Source organism: Cognataquiflexum rubidum, assembly GCF_022538115.1.
GTDB classification, from domain to species: domain Bacteria; phylum Bacteroidota; class Bacteroidia; order Cytophagales; family Cyclobacteriaceae; genus Cognataquiflexum; species Cognataquiflexum rubidum.
In genome coordinates this window covers 26628-47570 of the sequence record NZ_JAKZAL010000030.1, presented here as the reverse complement: position 1 = coordinate 47570, position 20943 = coordinate 26628, and the positions used below count along the sequence as shown (strand labels likewise).

The 20943-nt window shown below is 39.5% G+C and carries 16 protein-coding genes; 1 reads left to right on the top strand and 15 read right to left on the bottom strand.

Annotation, left to right across the window (positions count from 1 at the left end; translation table 11 throughout):
* Positions 1 to 279: 279 nt before the first annotated feature.
* The 7 genes from kdsB to MMU05_RS21405 all read right to left on the bottom strand — a co-directional run bounded on the left by kdsB (position 280) and on the right by MMU05_RS21405 (position 11717).
* A complete protein-coding gene (kdsB, locus tag MMU05_RS21435; protein WP_241143704.1) occupies positions 280 to 1011 on the bottom strand; it encodes a 3-deoxy-manno-octulosonate cytidylyltransferase in 732 nt (243 codons plus the stop codon).
* Between the two features lie 567 nt (positions 1012 to 1578).
* On the bottom strand, positions 1579 to 4035 hold the full coding sequence (locus tag MMU05_RS21430; protein ID WP_241143703.1) for a GumC family protein: 2457 nt from the start codon (positions 4033 to 4035) through the stop codon (positions 1579 to 1581).
* Positions 4032 to 4847 carry a polysaccharide biosynthesis/export family protein gene (locus MMU05_RS21425; RefSeq protein ID WP_241143702.1) on the bottom strand — a complete coding sequence of 272 codons (816 nt, stop codon included), beginning with the start codon at positions 4845 to 4847 and terminating at the stop codon, positions 4032 to 4034. The genes MMU05_RS21430 and MMU05_RS21425 overlap by 4 nt, the downstream gene beginning before the upstream one ends.
* Before the next feature lie 1596 nt (positions 4848 to 6443).
* Complete coding sequence (locus MMU05_RS21420; protein WP_241143701.1) at positions 6444 to 7424, bottom strand: polysaccharide deacetylase family protein; 981 nt, start codon at positions 7422 to 7424, stop codon at positions 6444 to 6446.
* Between the two features lie 441 nt (positions 7425 to 7865).
* On the bottom strand, positions 7866 to 9062 hold the full coding sequence (locus MMU05_RS21415) for a hypothetical protein (protein WP_241143700.1): 1197 nt from the start codon (positions 9060 to 9062) through the stop codon (positions 7866 to 7868).
* 25 nt (positions 9063 to 9087) lie between these two features.
* Entirely contained in the window at positions 9088 to 10308 is a 1221-nt protein-coding gene (locus MMU05_RS21410) for a glycosyltransferase family protein (RefSeq protein ID WP_241143699.1), read from the bottom strand.
* Positions 10309 to 10646: 338 nt separating this feature from the next.
* Positions 10647 to 11717, bottom strand: coding sequence for a glycosyltransferase family 4 protein (locus MMU05_RS21405; RefSeq protein WP_241143698.1), 1071 nt, complete (start codon positions 11715 to 11717; stop codon positions 10647 to 10649).
* A gap of 95 nt (positions 11718 to 11812) precedes the next feature.
* Here MMU05_RS21405 and MMU05_RS21400 point away from each other — a divergent pair, with 95 nt between their 5' ends.
* A complete protein-coding gene (locus MMU05_RS21400) occupies positions 11813 to 12211 on the top strand; it encodes an endonuclease domain-containing protein (protein WP_241143697.1) in 399 nt (132 codons plus the stop codon).
* Positions 12212 to 12801: 590 nt separating this feature from the next.
* On the opposite strand, the gene MMU05_RS21395 is transcribed toward MMU05_RS21400, so the two are convergent.
* Genes MMU05_RS21395 through MMU05_RS21360 form a run of 8 tightly spaced genes read right to left on the bottom strand, consistent with a single transcriptional unit; the run spans position 12802 to position 20943 of the window.
* A complete protein-coding gene (locus tag MMU05_RS21395; RefSeq protein WP_241143696.1) occupies positions 12802 to 14049 on the bottom strand; it encodes a hypothetical protein in 1248 nt (415 codons plus the stop codon).
* Between the two features lie 18 nt (positions 14050 to 14067).
* Entirely contained in the window at positions 14068 to 15171 is a 1104-nt protein-coding gene (locus tag MMU05_RS21390) for a glycosyltransferase (RefSeq protein ID WP_241143695.1), read from the bottom strand.
* The gene (locus MMU05_RS21385; protein ID WP_241143694.1) at positions 15168 to 16238 is read right to left on the bottom strand and encodes a glycosyltransferase family 2 protein; all 1071 of its coding nucleotides are present in this window, start codon (positions 16236 to 16238) and stop codon (positions 15168 to 15170) included. Before MMU05_RS21385 ends, MMU05_RS21390 begins: the two co-directional genes overlap by 4 nt.
* Positions 16235 to 17344: a glycosyltransferase family 4 protein gene (locus tag MMU05_RS21380; RefSeq protein WP_241143693.1), complete on the bottom strand. Its 1110-nt coding sequence runs from the start codon at positions 17342 to 17344 to the stop codon at positions 16235 to 16237. The genes MMU05_RS21385 and MMU05_RS21380 overlap by 4 nt, the downstream gene beginning before the upstream one ends.
* A complete protein-coding gene (locus tag MMU05_RS21375; protein ID WP_241143692.1) occupies positions 17341 to 18048 on the bottom strand; it encodes a class I SAM-dependent methyltransferase in 708 nt (235 codons plus the stop codon). The genes MMU05_RS21380 and MMU05_RS21375 overlap by 4 nt, the downstream gene beginning before the upstream one ends.
* Before the next feature lie 2 nt (positions 18049 to 18050).
* Positions 18051 to 19301 (bottom strand): glycosyltransferase family 4 protein, encoded by a 1251-nt coding sequence (locus MMU05_RS21370; protein ID WP_241143691.1) that lies wholly within the window; start codon positions 19299 to 19301, stop codon positions 18051 to 18053.
* An 11-nt stretch (positions 19302 to 19312) separates the two neighbouring features.
* Complete coding sequence (locus MMU05_RS21365) at positions 19313 to 20284, bottom strand: hypothetical protein (RefSeq protein ID WP_241143690.1); 972 nt, start codon at positions 20282 to 20284, stop codon at positions 19313 to 19315.
* Complete coding sequence (locus MMU05_RS21360; RefSeq protein WP_241143689.1) at positions 20281 to 20943, bottom strand: hypothetical protein; 663 nt, start codon at positions 20941 to 20943, stop codon at positions 20281 to 20283. The genes MMU05_RS21365 and MMU05_RS21360 overlap by 4 nt, the downstream gene beginning before the upstream one ends.

Genomic DNA, 20943 nt, shown 5'->3' with positions numbered 1-20943 from the left:
GAATCTAGCTTAAGCTGATTTAATGGTTAAAGATAAAAATTTTATATTTTATCTTGATTCTTAACACAGAATCTTTGTGGTTAATTAATCTTACTAAAGTATGTACGTAATTGTGCCAGTAGATTGGATATCCATTTAAATTCTTGTCTGCGGACTGAAATACCCGGTACATCGGTCTTCCGACTTCCGTCTTCCGTCCCTATGAAGAAGAATATGAGGTTACTGGCAAAGAAGCGTATATCCATGATCCTACTCCTTGAATATCGGAAAAACAGAAATCTAGAAAAGTTTATTTTCCAAGCACCACGCCACTGCCCTTTCCAGATCCTCCTTGGTGTCAACCGCAATAGCCTGATGGGTGGTCGGTACCATCTTGATATTAACGCCATTTTCCAACAACCTCAACTGCTCCAACATCTCTGTGGTTTCCAAAAACGACTTGGGCAATCCTGTAAAAGCCAAAAGGGCTTCTTTGCGGTAGGCATAGATCCCCACATGCTTCCAATAGGAAATCTCCACCCCTTTTTCTCGAATATAGGGTATGGGGCTTCTGCTAAAGTAAAGTGCAAAACTATCCTTGTCCAAAACCACCTTGACAGCATTTGGATTTTGGGCTTCAGCAGCAGAAATGGAAAACATCATAGAAGCCACCTGCACCTCAGAATTTGAAAATACTGCGGTCAGATCATCCAAAGACTGCCTGTCCTGAAAGGGTTCGTCCCCTTGCACATTGACAAAAATATCCGCATCTATGTTCCTAGCTGCCTCAGCGATCCTATCCGAACCGCTTTCAAATTCCCTTGTACTGAAAAAAACCTCCCCTCCTACAGCAATAATTTGGTCCGCTATCGCCTGATGGTCTGTCACGACCACCACCTGATCAAAAACCCCGGTTTGGACCGTACTCAAATACGTCCTCTGGATGACCGACATGCCACATAGATCCTGTACCAACTTGGCAGGAAACCTTGTAGACGCATACCGCGCAGGAATCAAAGCAACTTTTTTCATTTTGAGTATCAAGTATTAAGTACCAAGTACCAAGTACGAAGTATCAAGAATCAAGTACGAAGTATCAAGTATCAAGTACGAAGTATCAAGTATCAAGCCTGAACCAAACCCGACAACTTGACAACGCGAAGCTGACAACCCGACAACAATTACAACAACTAGAACAATTACAACTACTACAACCAGAGACCCTTCGTTCCTACCAATGACAGAAATGGAATTTCCCCCTTCGACAAGCTCAGGGATCGGAGATTCGGTGTTAGGAGGGTGAGGAGGGAAAAGCGGCTTAGCCGCTTTTCCCTCCTCACCCTCTCCCGAGAACAACCTCAGTGGCCGAGCTTGCCGAGGCCGAAATAAAATAGTTTCAATGTCATTCCTTTTCTGAACATTTACAAAATGTTTGAGACTCAGGGTGACGCCCGACAACTCGACAACGCGCAGCTGACAACAATTACAACTACTACAACCAGAGACCCTTCGTTCCTCAGGGTGACGCCCGAAAACGCGAAGCAGACAACCACTACAACCTCCCCTGAGATTCTTCGCAACACTCAGAATTACGCTCCGTTACACCCTAAACTTCGCAAAAAACTTATCAACCCAGAAAGTCGGCTTCTTTTCCCCTTCAGCATCTTCGTAATAGTTTCCGGTGACATTGTTTTTCTTCATGTAGGAATAATTGTAGCCATACCCGTAATTATAGCCTCCAAAATCATACACGTCACCTCCCGCACGGATACCGTTAAATACCGCATAGAAATCCCTTACCTGATCATTGGCATATAGGTCATTGATCATCAAAAGGTACTTTTTGTGGGTGTAATCCTGACGGATGATATATAGGTTTATATCCGAAAAACGCAATAAGTCAGTGGTCTCGGATACCAACCCGATAGGTGGTGTATCCATGACGACCACATCAAATTCTCCTTCCAGATAGGTGAGAAACTCTTCCATCTTATCCTTCAGCAACAATTCCGCAGGGTTTGGAGGGATAGGGCCGGACGGGACGATATACAGGTTATCGTATTTGGTTTGGATTACAATCTCCTCTTTGGTGGACCTGTCTACCAAATAGGAAGACAAACCAACCTTATTACCCACACCTACATAATCCGCTATTTTAGGCTTTCTTAAATCCAATCCGATCAGAACTGTCTTCTTGCCACTCAATGCCATGGCAGCAGCAAGGTTGAGACTGACGAAGGTCTTGCCCTCACCCGAAACTGAGGAAGTGACCAATATCTTTTTACACTTTTTTTCACTGGCAATATAAAACAAAGCAGACCGCAAAGACCGGAAAGACTCCGATACCATAGCTTTGGGATGCTCAGCGACAATCATATTGGTTTCCTTATTACTCAAACCAATGGTTCCCAACAGAGGAATACGAATTGAATTCTTTAGTTGGATCTGATCCATAATCCTGTTATTGAGATAATGGTAGGCAAACAATACCAACAAAGGAATGAAAAAACCCAACCCAAAAGCCAATCCGTAATTCTGTGTTTTCTTAGGGAAAATCAGACTTCCCCTGCGTGCATAATCAAGAACGGCATTGTCCGAAACATTGGAAGCTTTGGCAATGCCTGCCTCTGCCCTTTTTTCCAAAAGGTAATTGTATAGATTTTCCCTGAGTTTATACTGCCGCAGGATTTTGGTATAATCCGATTCAGTTTGTGGCAATTGTGCAAATTTATCATCCAATTGCGAAAGCTTTTTCTGTGCTTCGGCCTTTCGCCTTTCTGTATTGGAAACAAGGTTGTTGATATTTTCAAAAATATTTTCCCGCAACTTGCTGATCTGTTCATCCAACACCACCACATTGGGGTGGTTATCGTTGACTACAGCCAAAAGTTTCCTCCTTTCCATGGACACTCCAACCAAACTTTGGATCAGGCTATTCAAAAAACCGTCACTCAATCCCACTATCGACGGGGCGATAATATCCCCATAATCCATGGTTTTGGTACTGAGATAGGTCTGAAGGGATTCATAATAACTCAGCTCAAAATCTATGTTTTGGATCATCCCTTCCAGGGATTGTATATTCCCCAAAACGCCTCCAAATTCCGAATTGACATCCATCAGCTTATTATCCACCTTGAAGTTCAGCATGGAGCTTTCCACCATCTTCAGGGTATCTTCCAGGATATGCATTTGGTCATCTATAAACCTCAGGGTGTTTTCAGTAATCCGGTTCTTTTCCCGCAGGTCAAACTCAATGTAGGAATCCATCAGGGCATTGACATAATCCCGTCCTTTCTCCACCACCTGCGACACCATGGTCACCTGCAATACCGTTCCCAGATTATTGATAGGCCTCACGGTCACAGCTTTGGAATAACGATCCAAAATATCCACTGGACTGTGGATGATAAAATAGATCATGTCACCTATGGCCATGTCCTTTACCTTTTGGACGACAAACTTAGACCTGTCCGACAGAATGACTTCTCCAAATTTATAGGTCTTGTTCAAAATGGCCTCATCCAATGGCCTGTTGTTTTTGGAATTGAAAAAGTCAAAAAAGGTCTTATCCTCCTGTGTCAGGGTAAACTCCGTCTCTGAAACCTTGGTGAGGTGTACAGTACCTCCTTCTGCCTGATGGACAGACCAATCAACCAAAACCTTAACAGGTGATTTATCATATAATTCTACCTCCTTGATATTGGTGGAAGCATAATAACTCACCTCAAAATGCACTTTTTTCAAAGCTTCCTCAGCCAGATTTTTGGAAGTGAATAAAAGAATGTCATTTTCGAGGTTGTTGCTTCCGGAAAATATATTGGACCTGTCCAATATCCGTACTTCAGGAGAATTTTTGGGTTTGATCAATACACTTCCCTGCACCTGATATTCTTCCACGGTATAGCGGTGAAAAAGGAACACCAAAACCATCGCAATAAAAATGCAGGTAGCATACAATGGCCAATACCGTGAGTATTTGATCAGGTAATATTTGATGTCAATCGGCTTCGCTTCCTGCTCAAACTTCGAAATATCTATTTTGCCGTCAATCATATATTGCCTCTGATTAATGCGAAAATCAAAATGATGGAGGAAGTTACTGAAATGATCAATCCCAAAGAGGCAGACAAGTTGTTTGCATTACCATATTGCCTGATTTTCATAGGCTCCAAATAGAGGATGTCATTGGGTTGGATAAAATAAAACGGGGAGGCCAACAAAGCCCGGTCATTCAGATTGATCTGATGGATTTTGGTTCCCCCATCATATTGCCTGATCAAAAACAGTTTGTTCTTTCTCGCCAGGATATTGGATTCACCGGCCATGGAAATGGCGTCAAAAATGGTGGCCCTGTTTTTCATAATCACCATGGGACCTCCACCATTGAATTCTCCCATGGCAGTAAAACGGATCCCTCCTATTCTGAGCTTCACAAAAACCTCTTCTTTGAAATAGGCCCTGATTTCCTCCTGAACCTTGACCCTTGCCTCTTCCTCACTCAGTCCTGCTATTTTCAACCTCCCGATCTTCGGCAAAAGAATATATCCCTCCTGATCGAGAGAATACCCTGTAAAGTAAAAGATATCTCCGGCCCCACCGCCCATTCCTCCTCCGCCGCCCCTCATATTCCTCGATCCCTGAAATTCAAATGCCTTGGTCAGCTCCTCATTGGAAGAAGCAAAATCAATGTCTACAATATCAAAGGGCTGTAGGATATACCTGTACTCCACTTCTGCAAAGGGAATAAACTGATCCAATTCAATGGGTTCATTCTCAGGAAGATTTTGGAGGTAGGTGATCCTTTTGTTGCTGATACAGGAAACTGCTAAAAGTAAAAAAACAATCCAGAGGGTAAGTTGCTTCATAAATACTAAGCGGGTGTCGATAAGGCTTCAAATATAAATAAATAAAGTAAATATTAGACAAATGAAAAATTATGAATTCAAAATGCTGAATGGACGCTGTTCCCTCTAAGAATGCTGAATGAATTTTGCCCTCTGTGCCCTCTGTGTGCTCTGTGGTGAATTATCAATCCCTTTGCGAAACACTAGCGCCCATTGCGGTAAAAAAAAAATCATCTCACGCTGAGCCGCAGAGAAAAAGGAGAAACAAAAAAGGATGAAGGAAAAAGGATGAAGGATGATGAATCTTTTCTCTGTGCCCTCGGTGGCAAATAATTAGATCCAGCTTCTGGAGAAGCAGGATAACGGGACCGGTTGGCCTTCGGATCTTTTCTCCGTGCCCCCTGTGCCCTCTGTGGTAATATCATTGACCTCACTTTGCGTCCCTTTGCGAAACCTTAGCGCCCATTGCGGTAAAAAAAATCACCTCACGCAGAGCCGCAGAGAAAAAGGAGAAACAAAAAAGGATGAAGGATGATGAATCATTTCTCTGTGCCGGCGGTGAGCTCGGTGGTAAAAAAATTAGATCCAGCTTCTGGAGAAGCAGGATAACGGGATCGGTTGGCCTTCGGATCTTTTCTCCGTGCCCCCTGTGCCCTCAGTGGTAAGTTAATTGCTCCCCTTAGCGTCCATTGCGGTGAGTTCCAATCAGCCCTGAAAGGGCGAAACTTGACGAAGAAATTATCCCGCCCCTTCAGGGCTCGAGAGAATCCACCACACTTCTATGGATGGGCTTCTCCCATCCCTTTGATATCCCGCCCCTTCAGGGCTCTAACCAATAAATAACAAAAACTCTGTGCCCTCTGTGCCCTCAGTGGTAATCAAACGAATAAATTAATCACCATAGAGAAAAAGGAGAAACAAAAAAGGATGAAGGTTGAATGAGAATTCTCTCCTTGCGCCCCTTTGCGAAACCTTAGCGTCTATTGCGGTTAAAGAAAAAATTCCTCACGCGTAGAGGCTCTCAGAATGTCTTCTCTGCGCCCCCTGTGCCCTCTGTGGTAAGTTAATTGCTCCCCTTTGCGAAACCTTCGCGCCCTTGGCGGTAAAAGAAAAATAAAGTAGGGCTAAAAAATCTTCTTTTGACAATCCCTACCTAGTTTAGAAATCTTTCGATAAAAAATCAATGCTAAAAATCGCTTAATCACCCGAACCAAAAGTAAATAAAGACCAAACAAAAAAAAATACCCTGATCAGGGTATTTTTTTAAATTCCATTAATATATTTCTTTATTTCAGACCTATTTTTCTACTTATATGATTTTTTCAATATTCAATAAAACAATCCCTATTAACAAATATCCATCTCATGTTATCCCAATGTTACCTTCGGATTAATTACCGCTCACCCATTCAACCTCAACCCCAATTTCTTCAAATACCCCTTCATTATTAATTCATAATTCAGCATTCCAAAACCTTCCACCTCTTACCACTTTCAAAACATTCATCATTATTAATTCACCATTCCAAACCCTCTTACCATTTACCATTCCCAATCATTCATCATTATTAATTCACCATTCCAAACCCTCTTACCACTTACAAACACTCTTCATTATTACCTCTCCATTCCAAATCCCCTCACCAATTCCGCCGTTTCCTTCATATTCAATGATTTCATCCCATACTCTTCTCTAAGCCCCTCAAAGAAAACCAACAATTCCTCCAAGTACTGCAGATTTTGTTCGGGAAAGTGACCAAAATTGTGCGGATGCCACCACAAGTGATACACCATCCCCTTTTCGGCAGTTCTTTGCATCTCCGATTTGATCCGTGAAAACCGCTGCAGGTGACTTATCCTGTTGCCTACATAAGGACGGAGCAACCTTGAGGTAGGGAGCAAAACAGGCCCTTCATCAGCATTTGCCTCAGGCAAAGGATAAAAACTATCCTTTCCCAACGGGATCAAGGTATCCCCTGTCCGGAACAACCTTTTCACAAAACTCCTTTCCTCAGTATGTTTCCAAAACCAGTCTGCCGGATTGGAACGCAAGGTTTTAAAACCCTCCTCCCAAGCCACCTGCAGCACTTGCGGGTCATATTGGTTTCTTGGAAAAACCAGACTCTCTAGCTTCGTATTGAATTTTTGTTCGGCCAGATTTTGGGCAGCCTTCAAATCCGCCCTAAACTGTGCTAATTCTTGACCCTTTTCGCAGGTATAATAATGGGCATAGGTATGGCAACCCAATTCCTGTCCTTTGGTAAGCAAAATTTCCTTGACCAATTGGGGTGCAAACAATGTTTCAGGAAAAATCTCTTTTTGGGAATCCAACCAGGAGTAGGCCGAAAATCCCTTGTCCTCGTAGGACGGCAAAACCTTGGGCGAATAATGCCTCCATTCTTCTACATTTTCAGCCATCAATCCACCCACGGCTGCCCAAGTGGCGTGCACCCCATATTTTTCAAACAGCTCAAGGATTTTGGGAATGACTTTTCTAGTCTCCGAATAATAGGAAAGGTACTTCTCCACAGGATATTTATCAAACCTGCCCCAGTGGAGTTCAAAATCCAACGAAATAGTAAAAATAGGCCCTTCCAAAAGCAAAGAAATTTTATTAATTACCGCTTATTCTTAAAGATTACAATGATAGGATTTATTCATTAATATTTATGTATCCTCACCATATCCATAATGTTTCTCAAACTTTTCCCCCAAACCCAGAATCGCGAGACAAAACTTAAATTTCTGAAACAATATCTATGAATATGCATACAGACATTGTTGCACATAACTGACAAAACGCGAAATAATATAATTAAAACAGAATCTCCTATGTTTGAGGTGGGGAGGAATGACGGCGGACCGGGCCGGCACAGGCCTTGTGCGTGGATAGGATTCTGCCGTCTTGACTTTTTTGGCTACTTTTTTTGTCAAGAAAAAAAGTAGCTATATAAAAGACTTTTGATAAACCTTTAAAGCGTCAAAACTTGGAATGAGATTAATAATTACTATTCAAAGCATTCGTGTTTTCCAGAGAACCTAGTTACTTTTTACCGATTGAACTTTGAAAGTTCCCAAGCCATAAATTGAAAAAAGATAAAGAAAAACCATATACGTACTCTTCATCCTCACCATTATCCCCAGATTATTCAGCGTCAAGGCATACACCACCCCCATCAACACCATCACAGCCAACCCTGCATAAAACACCCCCGGGATAGATAACCTTATTTTCTTATACCAGGCATACACCTGACCCAAAACCAACCCAATCAATAAAACTAAGGCCAAGCTGTTTTCCACCACTGCCGCCAAATCCCAAAAATCCCTGACTTCATGCCAGAAAGGCCTGAAAAAAAACGTCCATAACTTTTGTCCCCAGCCATATTCCTCCATGTTGACCTCCGAACCGGCCCCAAATCCCCTCAAAAACTCCTGTTGCCCGGCAATAAATTGCACAACCGCCTCTAAAGAATATTCCTCCAAATGCATGGAGATGAATACCCTGTTCAATGCCAAAATTCCAACCGCCACTACCAAAATACTGACAGCTGACTTTGCTGGAAAGGATATCCCGGGTTGAGACAATAAATAAACCCACGCCACTCCACCCAAAACCACTCCTGCAATAGGACGTACCCAAAAAGAAAGCAGCACCCCCAACGCCAAAAATATCCAGTGCCTCGGCAAATCCCCCATGCCTTTCACAGCCCATCCCATCCCCAATACCAATAGGGCTTCCTTGCCAACTCCTGCTGACCAAAAATGAAGATTGGGAAGGAAAAACAAACCCAACCAACCAATCTGTATCCATTTGGAAGAGGTTTCAGGACAATATTTTACCGCTACCAGATAGATCTCCCTAATCCCCAAAAAGGAAATAAATGCATAAAGGACATTGCCAAACAAAAATCCCAACCCCAAAACCTTGGAAGGGATATAGTTGAGCCATTGGATAAAAAAAGTCCTGCTTCCCCAATAGTCCATCCAAGAAACGGGGTTTTGGGATATGTCAGCAGTCAGTTCCCAATAACGTATGGCATCACCGCCGTTTTTCTGAAGGTAATAGTTAAAAACAAAGGAAAACAGAAAATGATAAATGCAAAGGACCTGCAGAATATTCATCTGCATTTTGGAAAAACCGATCTTTCTACCCAGCCTCACATTCACCCAAAGCAACAATACGAGTAGCCCAAAAATTAATACCATTTCCACCCCCATCACCTCAATTCCCATTATTCTGCATTAAGAATTCAGAATTCTACATTCTTTTTTTATCATTCAACATTACCAAATAACTCTCCACACTCTTCTCAAGACTAAACCTCTCCATCCCAAAATCCCTGATTTTCCCTTTATCCAACTTGGTCAATCCCCCAATCCATTCCTGAAACCGAACCGTAAACAACTCATCGCCGGAGGAATCCATAAGAAAACAAAAATCCTTATCCTTCAGCATTTCCTCCGTGTCGCCCACTCCTGATGAGGCAATGACAGGCAAACCACACAAAAAATATTCTCCAAGCTTGATAGGAGCAATCCCTGCAAGACTAGGTGCAGATTTCCTTAAACTCAGACCCAAGTCAGCTGCAGACAGGTAAAATGGAATTTCTGAATACGCCCCATTCTTGATGACAACAAAATTTTGGAGGTTGCTGGGAATCCTTTCTTCCACATAACCGGGATTCCGTGTCAAAATCAGAAATTTTGAGTTTGGATGAGCCAAATGGTGTTTTTCAAACAACCTCAACATCTCATCTACCATATATTGGGGACCAACAGTTCCGGTATAAACCCACAACAAGTCCTTATCCATAATCCCCAACTCCTGACGGATCCTCAACCGGCTTTCAAGGTCGGGTTGAAAAATCTTGCTGTCACGCCCATTTCCTACTACACAAAATTTATCACGCTGTGAAATACCAATGTTTGCCAAATGGATTTCCATTGCCCTTTTTGATCTTGTCAACACTTTATGTGAACGGTGGAGAATCTTCTTCTCTTCATTTTTTAAAAACCGGTACTGTCTTCCCATGGGATCCAATCCCACATAGTCCACCCGCTCCTCTAAAGGAAAACCGTCTGCATCAAAAACCAAAGAAATAGGTTGTCTGCGAAGCCAAGCCCAAAGTCTATTGACCATCATCGCAGGCATAGTCGACCGGGGCATCAAGATTTCGATTTGATGCTCTTGAATATACCGCTTGATGTAAAAAGTACCCTGATAAATTGACCAAAACGCCCCGATGGAAGCCACCGGTTTGCGGTGGATCGGGTGTTGGATATAAGTGATATCAAGGGAAGCAGCCAAATCAGTCAGCCGCTGAACTTCTATTTGACTTGCCCAGGAAAATTGCATTACATGCACACGGATACCCCCTTTTTCCTGCAATCCCTTAAAAATCGGAAAAAACAAGGATTCCAGGTAATTCGTACTTTCCGAATCCCAGGTTACAAAAAGAAGGTTCTTTGACTTATTCAATGTGGGTTAAATGGTTATTTGGTGATTTGTTTATCGGCGTCACCCTGAGGAACGAAGGGTCTCTTTCAAGTGGTTGTAATTGTTCTAGTGGTTATAATTGTTCTAGTTGTTGTAATTGTTCTAGTTGTTGTAATTGTTTTCGGAGCTGTTGACTGAAAACTGAGACTCGCCGACTTATTATCGTTTCTCGGCTCTCGTTTCTTGGTACTTGGTACTTGGTACATAATACTTGGCACTACTATTACCTGAGACTGCGGACTTATTCTCGTTTCTCGTTTCTCGGCTCTCGTTTCTCGTTTCTCGGTTCTCAAACCACTGTCTACTTCCACTGCCTAAAATCACTCTTCATTCAAAATTCTTAATTCTTTTAAAATCAATTCAAAATTCCCCTCCACAGTAAACCGCTCCTTAACCAACTCAAACCCCTTCCCTCCCATTTCCCTTCTCAACTCCCCATCCAAAATTAACATTTTGAGATAGCCATACCACTCTTCCTGTGTCTTGGCCAAAAATCCATTTTCGCCATGAACAACTACATCCACATTCATCCCAACAGGAGATGCCACGACAGGCAAGCCACAAGCCATATATTGGATCAGCTTGTAAGCACATTTCCCTTTCTCCCATGGATCATCCGGTAATGGCATCACACCGATATCCATCCCTTGGATAGCAGATACCTCCCCTTCTTCTGTCCATGGGATCAAATTCAATTTCCCATCAAACTTCCAATCCCTATTTCCCCCCACCACTTGAATCAACACATCCAATTCTTTGCTTAATTTCTCCAAGATAGGCCTGATCTCATTGAGATACTTCAGGGTGGTAGGCGAACCTATCCATCCTACCACAACTGGATATGAAGAAGTGTATTCCTTCATGGAATACCTTTCAGGATCTATGACAGTAGGTAAAATCACTACTCTTTTTGCCCCTGCCTTTGTCGCCCAATTTCCCAAATAAGAATTCCCTGCCCAAACAATATTGGCATGGCGCATCACCCCATCTATTTTTTTTCCCAACCATTTCCTCACTATCTGACGCCTTGCCATGTCATAACGGTGAAACACCGCATCATCATAATCCACCACATAACCTTTGCCCAACTTTGACAATACCCACTCTGCCCATGCTGGAAAAAAGGGAAACAGTTCCTTTTCAACCCAAATCAAATCATACTTCCAAAAACCCATCAATATCCAAAACCTGTTCAGGTAGCTTGCCAACACATTGCTTTTGGTAACCCCCTGTCCGATGTATTTTTCTTTAAGGTAGAATTCATTGAAAAAAGGGGAAACTTTGACCTCATAACCTGCCTTTTTCCAAGAAGGTAAAAATTGATAAGTCCGCAGCCGGCTGCTCGCCCCCATCCTGGGATACTTGGGAAGAAAAAGGATTTTTTTAGACACTGATTTATTCAAGATAAATACTTCTTATGGGAAGTTTAAACGATCTTAAACGTTTATTTTGATTATGAAAATATAGGACTTTGTAAATTTACCCTATGTCTTACAAAGAAAACCTGTTTTATGGAGCAAGCCCTGAAATTTTCAGAAGGGCAAGGGAATTGAGAAAAAATATAACCCCTTCAGAAAACAACCTTTGGACTTTACTAAGAAAAAAACAATTTGAGGGATACAAATTCAGACGACAACATCCAGTTCATAAATTCATCGCTGATTTTTATTGCCATGAACTCAGACTGATCATAGAACTCGACGGAGGCATTCACCTCAATCCTGAACAAGCAGAATACGACCTCGGAAGGACCTTCGAACTCAATCAGCTTGGAATTGAAGTAATGAGAATTACAAATGAAGAGCTGTGGGATGATATAGATGCTGTCTCCTTCAAGATCCTTGATAAAATCTCTAGGATCAAACCTCACCCTTCAGGGGGATAACATCCCCACCCCGACCCTCCCCCAAGTGGGAGGGAGAATCTTAAGCTATAATGATTCTTCTAAAGTTGGAAATAGAATTTTCCTCTTAAACCAATCCTTTAAAATACCGCCAAATCCCCCTTCAGGGGGACACAGGGGGCAGGAGGACGCAGGGTGCAAAATTTCCCAGAATCCAATTCCCATCTTGGACAGCCCAATGGGCAAAATCTTTCCCGCAAAATAAGGAGCTAGTTTCACACAAGCCATGACACCCCCACCCCGACCCTCCCCAAAAAGGGAGGGAGTATCCAAACCAATATGGCAAATCCGAAACTTAACGGATTCATTCCCCATACTTTCCCAGTATTTTAATTCATTTCAACATATTCCCCCTCTAGGGGGACACAGGGGGTATTTTTCCCCGACCCTCCCCCAAGTGGGAGGGAGAATGCAAACCAATATGGCACATCCGAAACTTAACGGATTCATTCCCCATACTTTCCCAATATCCTTAATCATTACCTCTAACTCCCCCTTCAGGGGGACAAAGGGGGTAGAAGGAACAGCGCGTCAGCAATCTCCCCTTCAGGGGGATACAGGGGGTAAAGTCTTCAGGGGGACAAAGGGGGTGGGGTGGCAGTCTCCGCCTTCTTCCTGATAATCTCCTCCCTCTTCTGATAATACCTGATCTTCTCCTTCATTTTAAGGAATCTCAAATTCTTATTGTAGGAAATTAAAAAAAATACAAAAAGCACGAAGTAAATCATCGTCATGTTCTTCATCCGCATGATGATACCCAAGTTACTGAGTGAGCTTGCAAAAGCGATCGTGATAGGAATAAAGGCAATCATCCCTGCTTTAATAAATACAGGCATGTCACGGATGGCTTCGGGTGTCCAATTTCTGAAAATAAAAAAGCTAAGATACAGATAGAGGATATTTTCAAACCCACTTACAAAAGCCATGATATTATGAGCATCAATAAACAACGGCCGGTACATGTAAGTAAAAATCTTCATGAATATATTATACCCTGAAGTATCTACAGATGAACCTGCAACACTCAAATAACCGGATTTTTTAGTGGCGAGTGCATCCAAAGTCTCAAATGAAAAATCCTCAATTTCCAAAAATTCAAGTGCACCTACTGATAAATACAAAGAACCTAAAACTGCAATTACCAAAAGACCTGCTTTGTATGTGGCTTTGATTTCTGAGCCAAGCAAAATGGCCAATGTCGCGGCCATAATTACACTTAATCCCATATGTGGCCTTGCCATATAGACAAAAAACAGCGCAATCAAGCCCTGCCACCACCTTTTCCTATAGTTTTGAACTGCATACATAAACCAGGCAATTCCCCAAAAACAAACTACATCCTTACCTACTCCTCCTGTCCAAAAATGAAAATTAGGGAAAAAAAATATGGTTGGAAAAAGAGGCAAACCTAAAATACTGTAATTTGTGGGCCATAATTCTGCTACCATTACAAAAAGGTATCGCATGCCCATAAAACCCAAAAACCCATATAGGATATTTCCTGTAATATATTCCAAGCCCAAGACTTTGCTTGGATAAAAATTCATCCAAAGAATAAACGTCGTACTTGTCCCGAAAAACTCACCCATGGTTTGATAATGGACAGGTACCTGCTCCATCAGGTATTTCCAATACCCATAAGAATCTCCACCGAGATTCAATATGTAAACGGTGAATACTACACTGAAAAAAATGTGAAACGCCAATAATATATGAAGCTGATTGATATATTTTGCAGGCAATCCATGTTTTTTCGCAATACTTTGATTGGTATTGACCAGGGCAATGAGGCAAATAAATAGGACTAATATATCAAGCAAGGCGCAATTTCATTTATTTCAATTCTTTGAAGCTAGATAGCAATTCATAAGATCCTGCACGTATTTTTCGACTGAAAATCTTTTTTCAACATCCTCTTTTGCCCTCCGACCTAGTTCGATCCTTTCATTTTCAGGCAAATCTATGACTTTCTGTATTTTATCAAGTATATCATTGGAATCTTTTGGATCAATTAAATACCCGGTACCTGAAGTGATAATTTCTGAAGGCCCTCCAATCTTGGTGGCTATACAAGGCAAACCGCTGGACATAGCTTCCACCAAAGAAATGGAAAAACCTTCTGAAAAAGAGGGCAATATAAATGCATCGGCTTGATTCAAATATGGAAATACATTCTCCTGATAACCGTACAGCATTACCTTATCCACTACACCCAAATCTTGGATAGTTGCCTGCAAGCTTTCCCTTTCAGGCCCCTCGCCTACTATCCACAACTCCAATTTCTTATCTGGATTATTTATAATCAAACGCGAAAAAACTTTGATCAATAGATCCTGATTCTTTATTTGAACCAATCTTCCTGTAGTCACAAGTACAAATGACTTTGTGATGACTGATTTAATGTTCCTACTGCTATAACTTCGGCCCACACCTTCCTTGATTGCAACGGGATTATAAACCACTCTCACTTTGTCACCATTTACTTCTCCCAAGTCAACAATCCTCTGCTTCACTGCTTCTGATATTCCTATAACCTGATGGGCTAGGTTAAATGTAAGACGAAAAATCAATCTCCATTTCCAGTCATGGTTCGGAAATCCTATTTCCTCTCCAATCCTAACAGGAACCCCCGCTAAATAAGCCGCTATCAACCCATGAAAGTTAGCCTCAGATCCTGAACAATGAATCACATCCGGCTGAAGGGATTTGAAAATGGCATAAAGTTTACGAATAATTCCAATATTGGGGATTTTAGGGTTTCGGTCAAGGGATATAACATCAAACCCCATATCGCTAATTTTTTCACCGGTAGACCCAATTGTAGATAATACTATTATAATCAGTTCATGCTTCTTCTTTTTCAAAAAACCTTTTGCTGTCAGTTCCAGCCTTTTCTCAACTCCACCAAAATCTAAATACGGAACAATCCTGATAATTTTCATCCCAAAATATTGTTTTGAAAATCTTGGGAAAAAATATCCTTTATTAATACTGAATCCTTGAGGAAACTCTCCTTATATTTTTTTACATTTTTAGAAACTTTCCAGTCAATGATTCTATAAAAGAGAAATTTTAACACCAGATTCCCTTTTTTCAATGAAGTAAATCCTAACTTTAAATGCGCTTTAAGAAAGAAATATTCAATCTTTTTAAGTAAACGCTTTTCACTCATATATTCCAGATAAATATTCACAGGTTCCTGATTTAAAAAATTTCCATTTTCCTGCATTTGTGAAAAAACTGCATACATTCTTTTTAATAGAACAAGCTTTTGATCTTTTGGATCAATATTCAACTTATCCATAATTATTTTTAGGGCCCCAATGAAAATAATCTGTGAAGCAATTCCATGATCTTTTTTGATTTGCTTGCCCATACTTTCTTGGGCATCTACCCAAATCCAGTCCGGTTTGTCTTGAAAGAATTCGAATTTTTTTGCATTAGACAGCAGAGATAAATTATAAAAAATATCTTGGTAAAAGGGGATATCTTTGTCCCAGAAAATATTATTCTCTATTAAAAAGGATTTTTTTATAATAGTGCTTGGAGTCAACCATTTCGGAAAAAAAAATAAAAAAGAAAAATAAGTATTGGTACCTCCAATATTATTTATAACTAACCCAAAATTGCTTTTAAGATCCCACTGAAGCCCTTGGAATGCTATAAAATCATTTCCTTTTATTAATGCTAACCTATTGGATAGCGCATTTTCGAGCATCAAATCATCAGAGTCAAACCAAACAATGTAATCTCCAGAGGCTATTTCCAAAGCAAAATTCCTACAACTATTGGCCCCCTTCTTAAAATAATCCGGTCTTTTGAAAATTTTAAATCTATTATCTTTCGTCTCAAAAGATTTCAATATTTCCCAAGAATCATCTGTACTTCCATCATCAACAATAATACATTCCCAATAAGTATATGATTGATTTAAAATGGACTTTAATGTTCTTCTAATGAACGTCTCTTTATTAAAATTGGGTATCAATATAGAAACTAAACCGATCAATTTTTGATTTGATTGATTAGATTGTTTATCTCATTAAGATGCTGTTCCAAAGTGTGATTTTCCAGGATGTATCTTTTCCCGTCAGTTCCCAATTTCTTTGCTTGTTGCGGATTACGAAGTAATTGCAACATACATTCGCTCATCCCTTCAACGTTTTCTTCATCAACCAATAATCCTGTTTTTTCATTCTTAATTACATCCGGAATACCCGCATGAAACGTGGAGATTACAGGCAATCCTGCTGCTGAGGCCTCTAAAATGGATACAGGTGTCCCCTCCATATCGCCGTTCATATCTTTTTTGGAGTGTTGTACGTAAGCCAAAGAATTTGAAAAATGCTTTATTATAATATTTCTGTCCTGTACACCCAAGAATTCTACATTGTTTTCGATTTTCAGGTATTTAACCAAATCCATGCAAGGACCCAACAAGGGACCTTCACCTATCATGAGCATTTTAGCATTGGGAAACTCATAAACAACTTTTGAAAAGGCCAAAATAGTAAGATGAGGTGCTTTTTTTTCTACAAACCTCCCAACTGACACCAACTGCTGGGTATTGTACAAAGGCTGTACCTTATAAAAATCATGATGGGGCCCATAGATATTTAGTAATATCTTTTCCTCTGAACATCCCAATTGCAACAGGCTATTTTTCATGTAATTGGAAACTGCTATGGTTTTAATAGCATAGTCAAACAACAGCCTATATTGTTCACTGTATTTATTCAATATATTTTTTTCGGTGGCATCGAAACCGTGAAAGTGAACAATCATAGGAATTCCCAAGCGCCTACAAACTGAAAGAATCTTTACTCCAGTTGGGCCGTATTCTGCCAATACAACCTGTATTTTATTCTGTTTGAAACTTTCGGCTAGTTGATATTCTGTAAAACCAATATTCCTTATAATCCCTGTTTTTGATTTGATGAAATACTTTAAATATTTCCATTTTTTGAACCTCAGATCATTACTGTTTTCCAATTCGCTAGGAAAAAATCCCCCAAAATAAAAATAAACCTTGGCATCAAGATTTCTATGGGCCTGAATAAAGGTTTCAGAAACTGCATTCTGATTGGGACTGACAATAGCTAAGTTTTTTTTCATTGAGGTTTATAGGCAACTCCAGCAAATCCGGTAACCATATTCCTCTCGGAATGATGTTCAGGTATGAGGTCTGTTTTAAGCAAATGCTTAATTACTGGCAAAAATAATTTACTCAAAATACTTCTTTTTTTTGAAGACATGGGTGACCTTCTTACCCACAATCCCATCATTTGGGCCAAACTCGCATTCCAACCTCCAAGTGAGGAAATTTCAATTTGAGTAAAACCGGAATTCTCTAAATGCCTCTGTAAGGAAAATGGAGTATATCGGTATTCATCATGGGGAACTTCATGAAGTGGCCACAAAAATGGTACTGTAAAAAAGATTATCCCTCCCGGCATCAAAACTCTATGTACTTCTTTTAAAAATACTTCCGGCTCTGGACAATGCTCCAATACTTCTGTGGCCATACAGCTATTAAAAGAGTTATTATCAAAGGGCATTATTTTTCCATCCCATGTAATATCCGGACCAATTTCTGAATCGTAAACAAGTGCAGAATCTATATCAAGTCCAACATATTGCTCAACATTACTTTTAGATAGAATAAACTCTTTATATGGCATTTTACCACAGCCTGCATCGAGTAATTTACCATTCAAAATAGGTAATCTTTCAGTTATTGCCTGTAATATTGAGGTTCGAACAATATATCTGTCAAGATTACTTTTCTCAAATGGAATATCAATAAAATTATCTGCCATTCTTATTTAAGCATTTTTCTAAGGTTATTACTATATGGAATCAAATCAAATAAAATTCTCATTATTGATTTATTCGGTAATCTATTGTCTTCCAGTAATATAGGGTTATGTTTAGGCAAAATAATTTTTCCTGGAGCTACAAATTTCTTTTTTTTAAGGTTTTTCAATTGAAGTACTTGACTGAATAATAGTACCCATTTATCGACTATTACTTCTATGGAGTATCTTTGCTCTATTGTTAATCTTGCCGAGTTTGATAGTCTTGTTCTCAATTCGATGTTATCAATCAATTTAGCTATAGCATTAATAAATGAATTACAACGGTCTTCTACGATGATCCCATTAATTTCATGCTCTATCAATTCATCAATTCCATTATATCGCAGCGCTACGGGAATTAACCCACATGACATTCCATCTAATAAAGCCCCTGGAGTTCCCTCATAATCTGATAACAAAACTATAATATGATTATTGGAGAGAGCTTCTTTATATTTTCTTCCTAAAAGCCTCCCAGTAAATTGAAACCGGTCACTATTTCCTTCAGAAGAAACTGATTTTTCGCAATTTATCCTTTCAGGTCCATCGCCAATAATTGTAAAATATATCTCTTTATGGTTATTGCATAAAGAATTAAAGGCTGAAATGGTAGACAATATTCGCTTTTGCTTTTCTACTAAGCGCCCTGAAAATACAATATTTATTCTTTGCGATGTATGTAGTATTTTATTGGAATAGACTTCAACTCCTGAAGGAATTACTTCATGTAATATTGAACTTGATCCTATTCTATTCTTTAACTCATTTTGCAAATAACTGCTGACACTTACAATACCAGACAAGAGCCAATTATAACTTGGGTCAGAAAAATATATTGCTTTGCCCCAGTTCAATTCATCATCGCTACGATGGGTATTTATGACAGGAATACCCGCCTCTAATAACCATTTACCTGCAAAACATCCTTGGGTTGAAACATCAGGGATGAAAATATCCGGTTGTATAAGCTCTGCAGTTTGAAGAATCCATTGTACAAGTATCTCCGAATATGTGTAAGGAGTAGAATAAAGATGAACTCCCATTTTACTTAATTCTCTGGCATTTGGGCAATCTTGATGATAGATTGCTAAAAGGTGGACCTCATATTGTTTTTCAACAAGTCTAGGCAAAAGGCGCAAATAATTAATAATTGGACCGCTTGGGTATTTAGGCCTATCATGCATTAAAAATAATAGCTTTATTTTTTTACTCATTAAAAAATAATTTACTTTTTTATGGCAAATTCATGTAGCAATTTGCCACATTTTATAAGGGCTGAACCAATTTTTCTAATTAACTTAAATAGTAATTCCTCCCGCCATTTTACTTCTTTTTTACCCTGTTTTCTTTCAAAATATCTTTTGTCATATAGGATATTTAGCATTGATTCGGGAAACATTAATCCCTGCAAATCCCTATTTATACCTGAATTATGAATGATATTTGAGATTTCATCATTTGTTATTGGATCAAGGGCCTCCTTTTCCTCAATTCCTTTTAGATTCAAAATTTCTACTGCTTCATCTTCTAAAAATCGCTTATCTACAAGCACTTCATCTGCATACAAACTCCCTGCGGTAGCACCATAAATAGCAATCTGATAATCCATATCAAATTCTTTCCTACTTCTCCAAATTTCTAATGCCGGTTTTATATATGATTTGTGTTTATGTGCTTGCAAGAAACACTTTCTATATATATCAGCATAATATTGCTCAAAATCATGAATTCCGACCACCACATTTGATTGCTGAGTGGGGTAGCCCAAAATTGCCATTTCCCTTTTCAAAAATGATTCAGGGCGTAAGGATAAACCTTCTTTAGGAATAAACTTAATTGCTTTTTCACATAGCTTTGTTCTATACAAATGAATGCCAGATGGTCTTTTGATTGGAAAAAACTTATCCAAAATTAAGCTTTGTATACAGAATAAATCAGGGGGAGAATTAAAAGCAAATTCAAAAAACTTAATAGTTTGCTCTTTTGAAATTAAGACGTCAGCATCGATGCAAGCCAGCCATTCTTTACCTGAATTAATTCCCAATTTAAAAGATTTTTCAACTGCTTTTGAAAAAGGAACTTCAGATATAAGCTGCACATCTGATGTTGGAAATAACTCAAGTAATAAATTCCTGCAAGGTTCAATTGTTCTTTCCCCAGCAGAACGAACAACAACTATTACATTGCTGAGATTCATAGTTTGTTTAAAATTTTCCCAAAAAATGACTTCTTTTCAGGATTTGATCCTATCCAATTAGCAGCGTTCCTCTCAGGTTCAATCAAAGGAAATTTCTCAACCCATTTTTCAGGTTTCCTTGATCCTATAGAAAATAAATAAGTGCATGCATTAAAGTCATTATTACTTGATTCATAGATTACTGAAAAACCATTACGCTTAAAAAGCTCGCGAATGCAAGTTGGGGTGAGACGCCAGTAGTCAAAAAAATCTGTTGTCTCATGTTGCTCTTGGGCGAATGGAACAACTAGTATTACAACATCGTTACTGAGATCACATAGATTTTTAAAAGCGGTAAAAACATCAAAAACGTGTTCTAACGTGGTGTGATTAAACACTACATCAAACTGTCTTTTGAGCTCCTCCATCAACGGTTTTTCAAGATCAATTAAATGTTCATTAGGTCTGCCTTCATAGCCTCTAAATGACCCAGGACTATAATTAGATAAGGAAAATTTTGAGGCATTAATAAAATATTGGTCGTAGGTTTTGCCCTGCTTATCTATATTTTCTCCAGCAGAAACATTAATAACATTACCTTCAAATAAATGAGCATATTTCTTTAGCTCATCATTCGACCAAATTCTAGCAAGCCTAAATTTTCTATCGATTTTTTGCAT

Excerpts from the sequence above, each read along its gene's own strand:
- MMU05_RS21375 (WP_241143692.1), bottom strand. The coding sequence starts at position 18,048 with ATGGCAGATAATTTTATTGATATTCCATTTGAGAAAAGTAATCTTGAC.
- kdsB (WP_241143704.1), bottom strand. The coding sequence starts at position 1,011 with ATGAAAAAAGTTGCTTTGATTCCTGCGCGGTATGCGTCTACAAGGTTT.
- MMU05_RS21365 (WP_241143690.1), bottom strand. The coding sequence starts at position 20,284 with ATGAATCTCAGCAATGTAATAGTTGTTGTTCGTTCTGCTGGGGAAAGA.
- MMU05_RS21415 (WP_241143700.1), bottom strand. The coding sequence starts at position 9,062 with ATGGGAATTGAGGTGATGGGGGTGGAAATGGTATTAATTTTTGGGCTA.
- MMU05_RS21370 (WP_241143691.1), bottom strand. The coding sequence starts at position 19,301 with ATGAGTAAAAAAATAAAGCTATTATTTTTAATGCATGATAGGCCTAAA.
- MMU05_RS21390 (WP_241143695.1), bottom strand. The coding sequence starts at position 15,171 with ATGAAAATTATCAGGATTGTTCCGTATTTAGATTTTGGTGGAGTTGAG.
- MMU05_RS21360 (WP_241143689.1), bottom strand. The coding sequence starts at position 20,943 with ATGCAAAAAATCGATAGAAAATTTAGGCTTGCTAGAATTTGGTCGAAT.
- MMU05_RS21425 (WP_241143702.1), bottom strand. The coding sequence starts at position 4,847 with ATGAAGCAACTTACCCTCTGGATTGTTTTTTTACTTTTAGCAGTTTCC.
- MMU05_RS21400 (WP_241143697.1), top strand. The coding sequence starts at position 11,813 with ATGTCTTACAAAGAAAACCTGTTTTATGGAGCAAGCCCTGAAATTTTC.
- MMU05_RS21430 (WP_241143703.1), bottom strand. The coding sequence starts at position 4,035 with ATGATTGACGGCAAAATAGATATTTCGAAGTTTGAGCAGGAAGCGAAG.
- MMU05_RS21380 (WP_241143693.1), bottom strand. The coding sequence starts at position 17,344 with ATGAAAAAAAACTTAGCTATTGTCAGTCCCAATCAGAATGCAGTTTCT.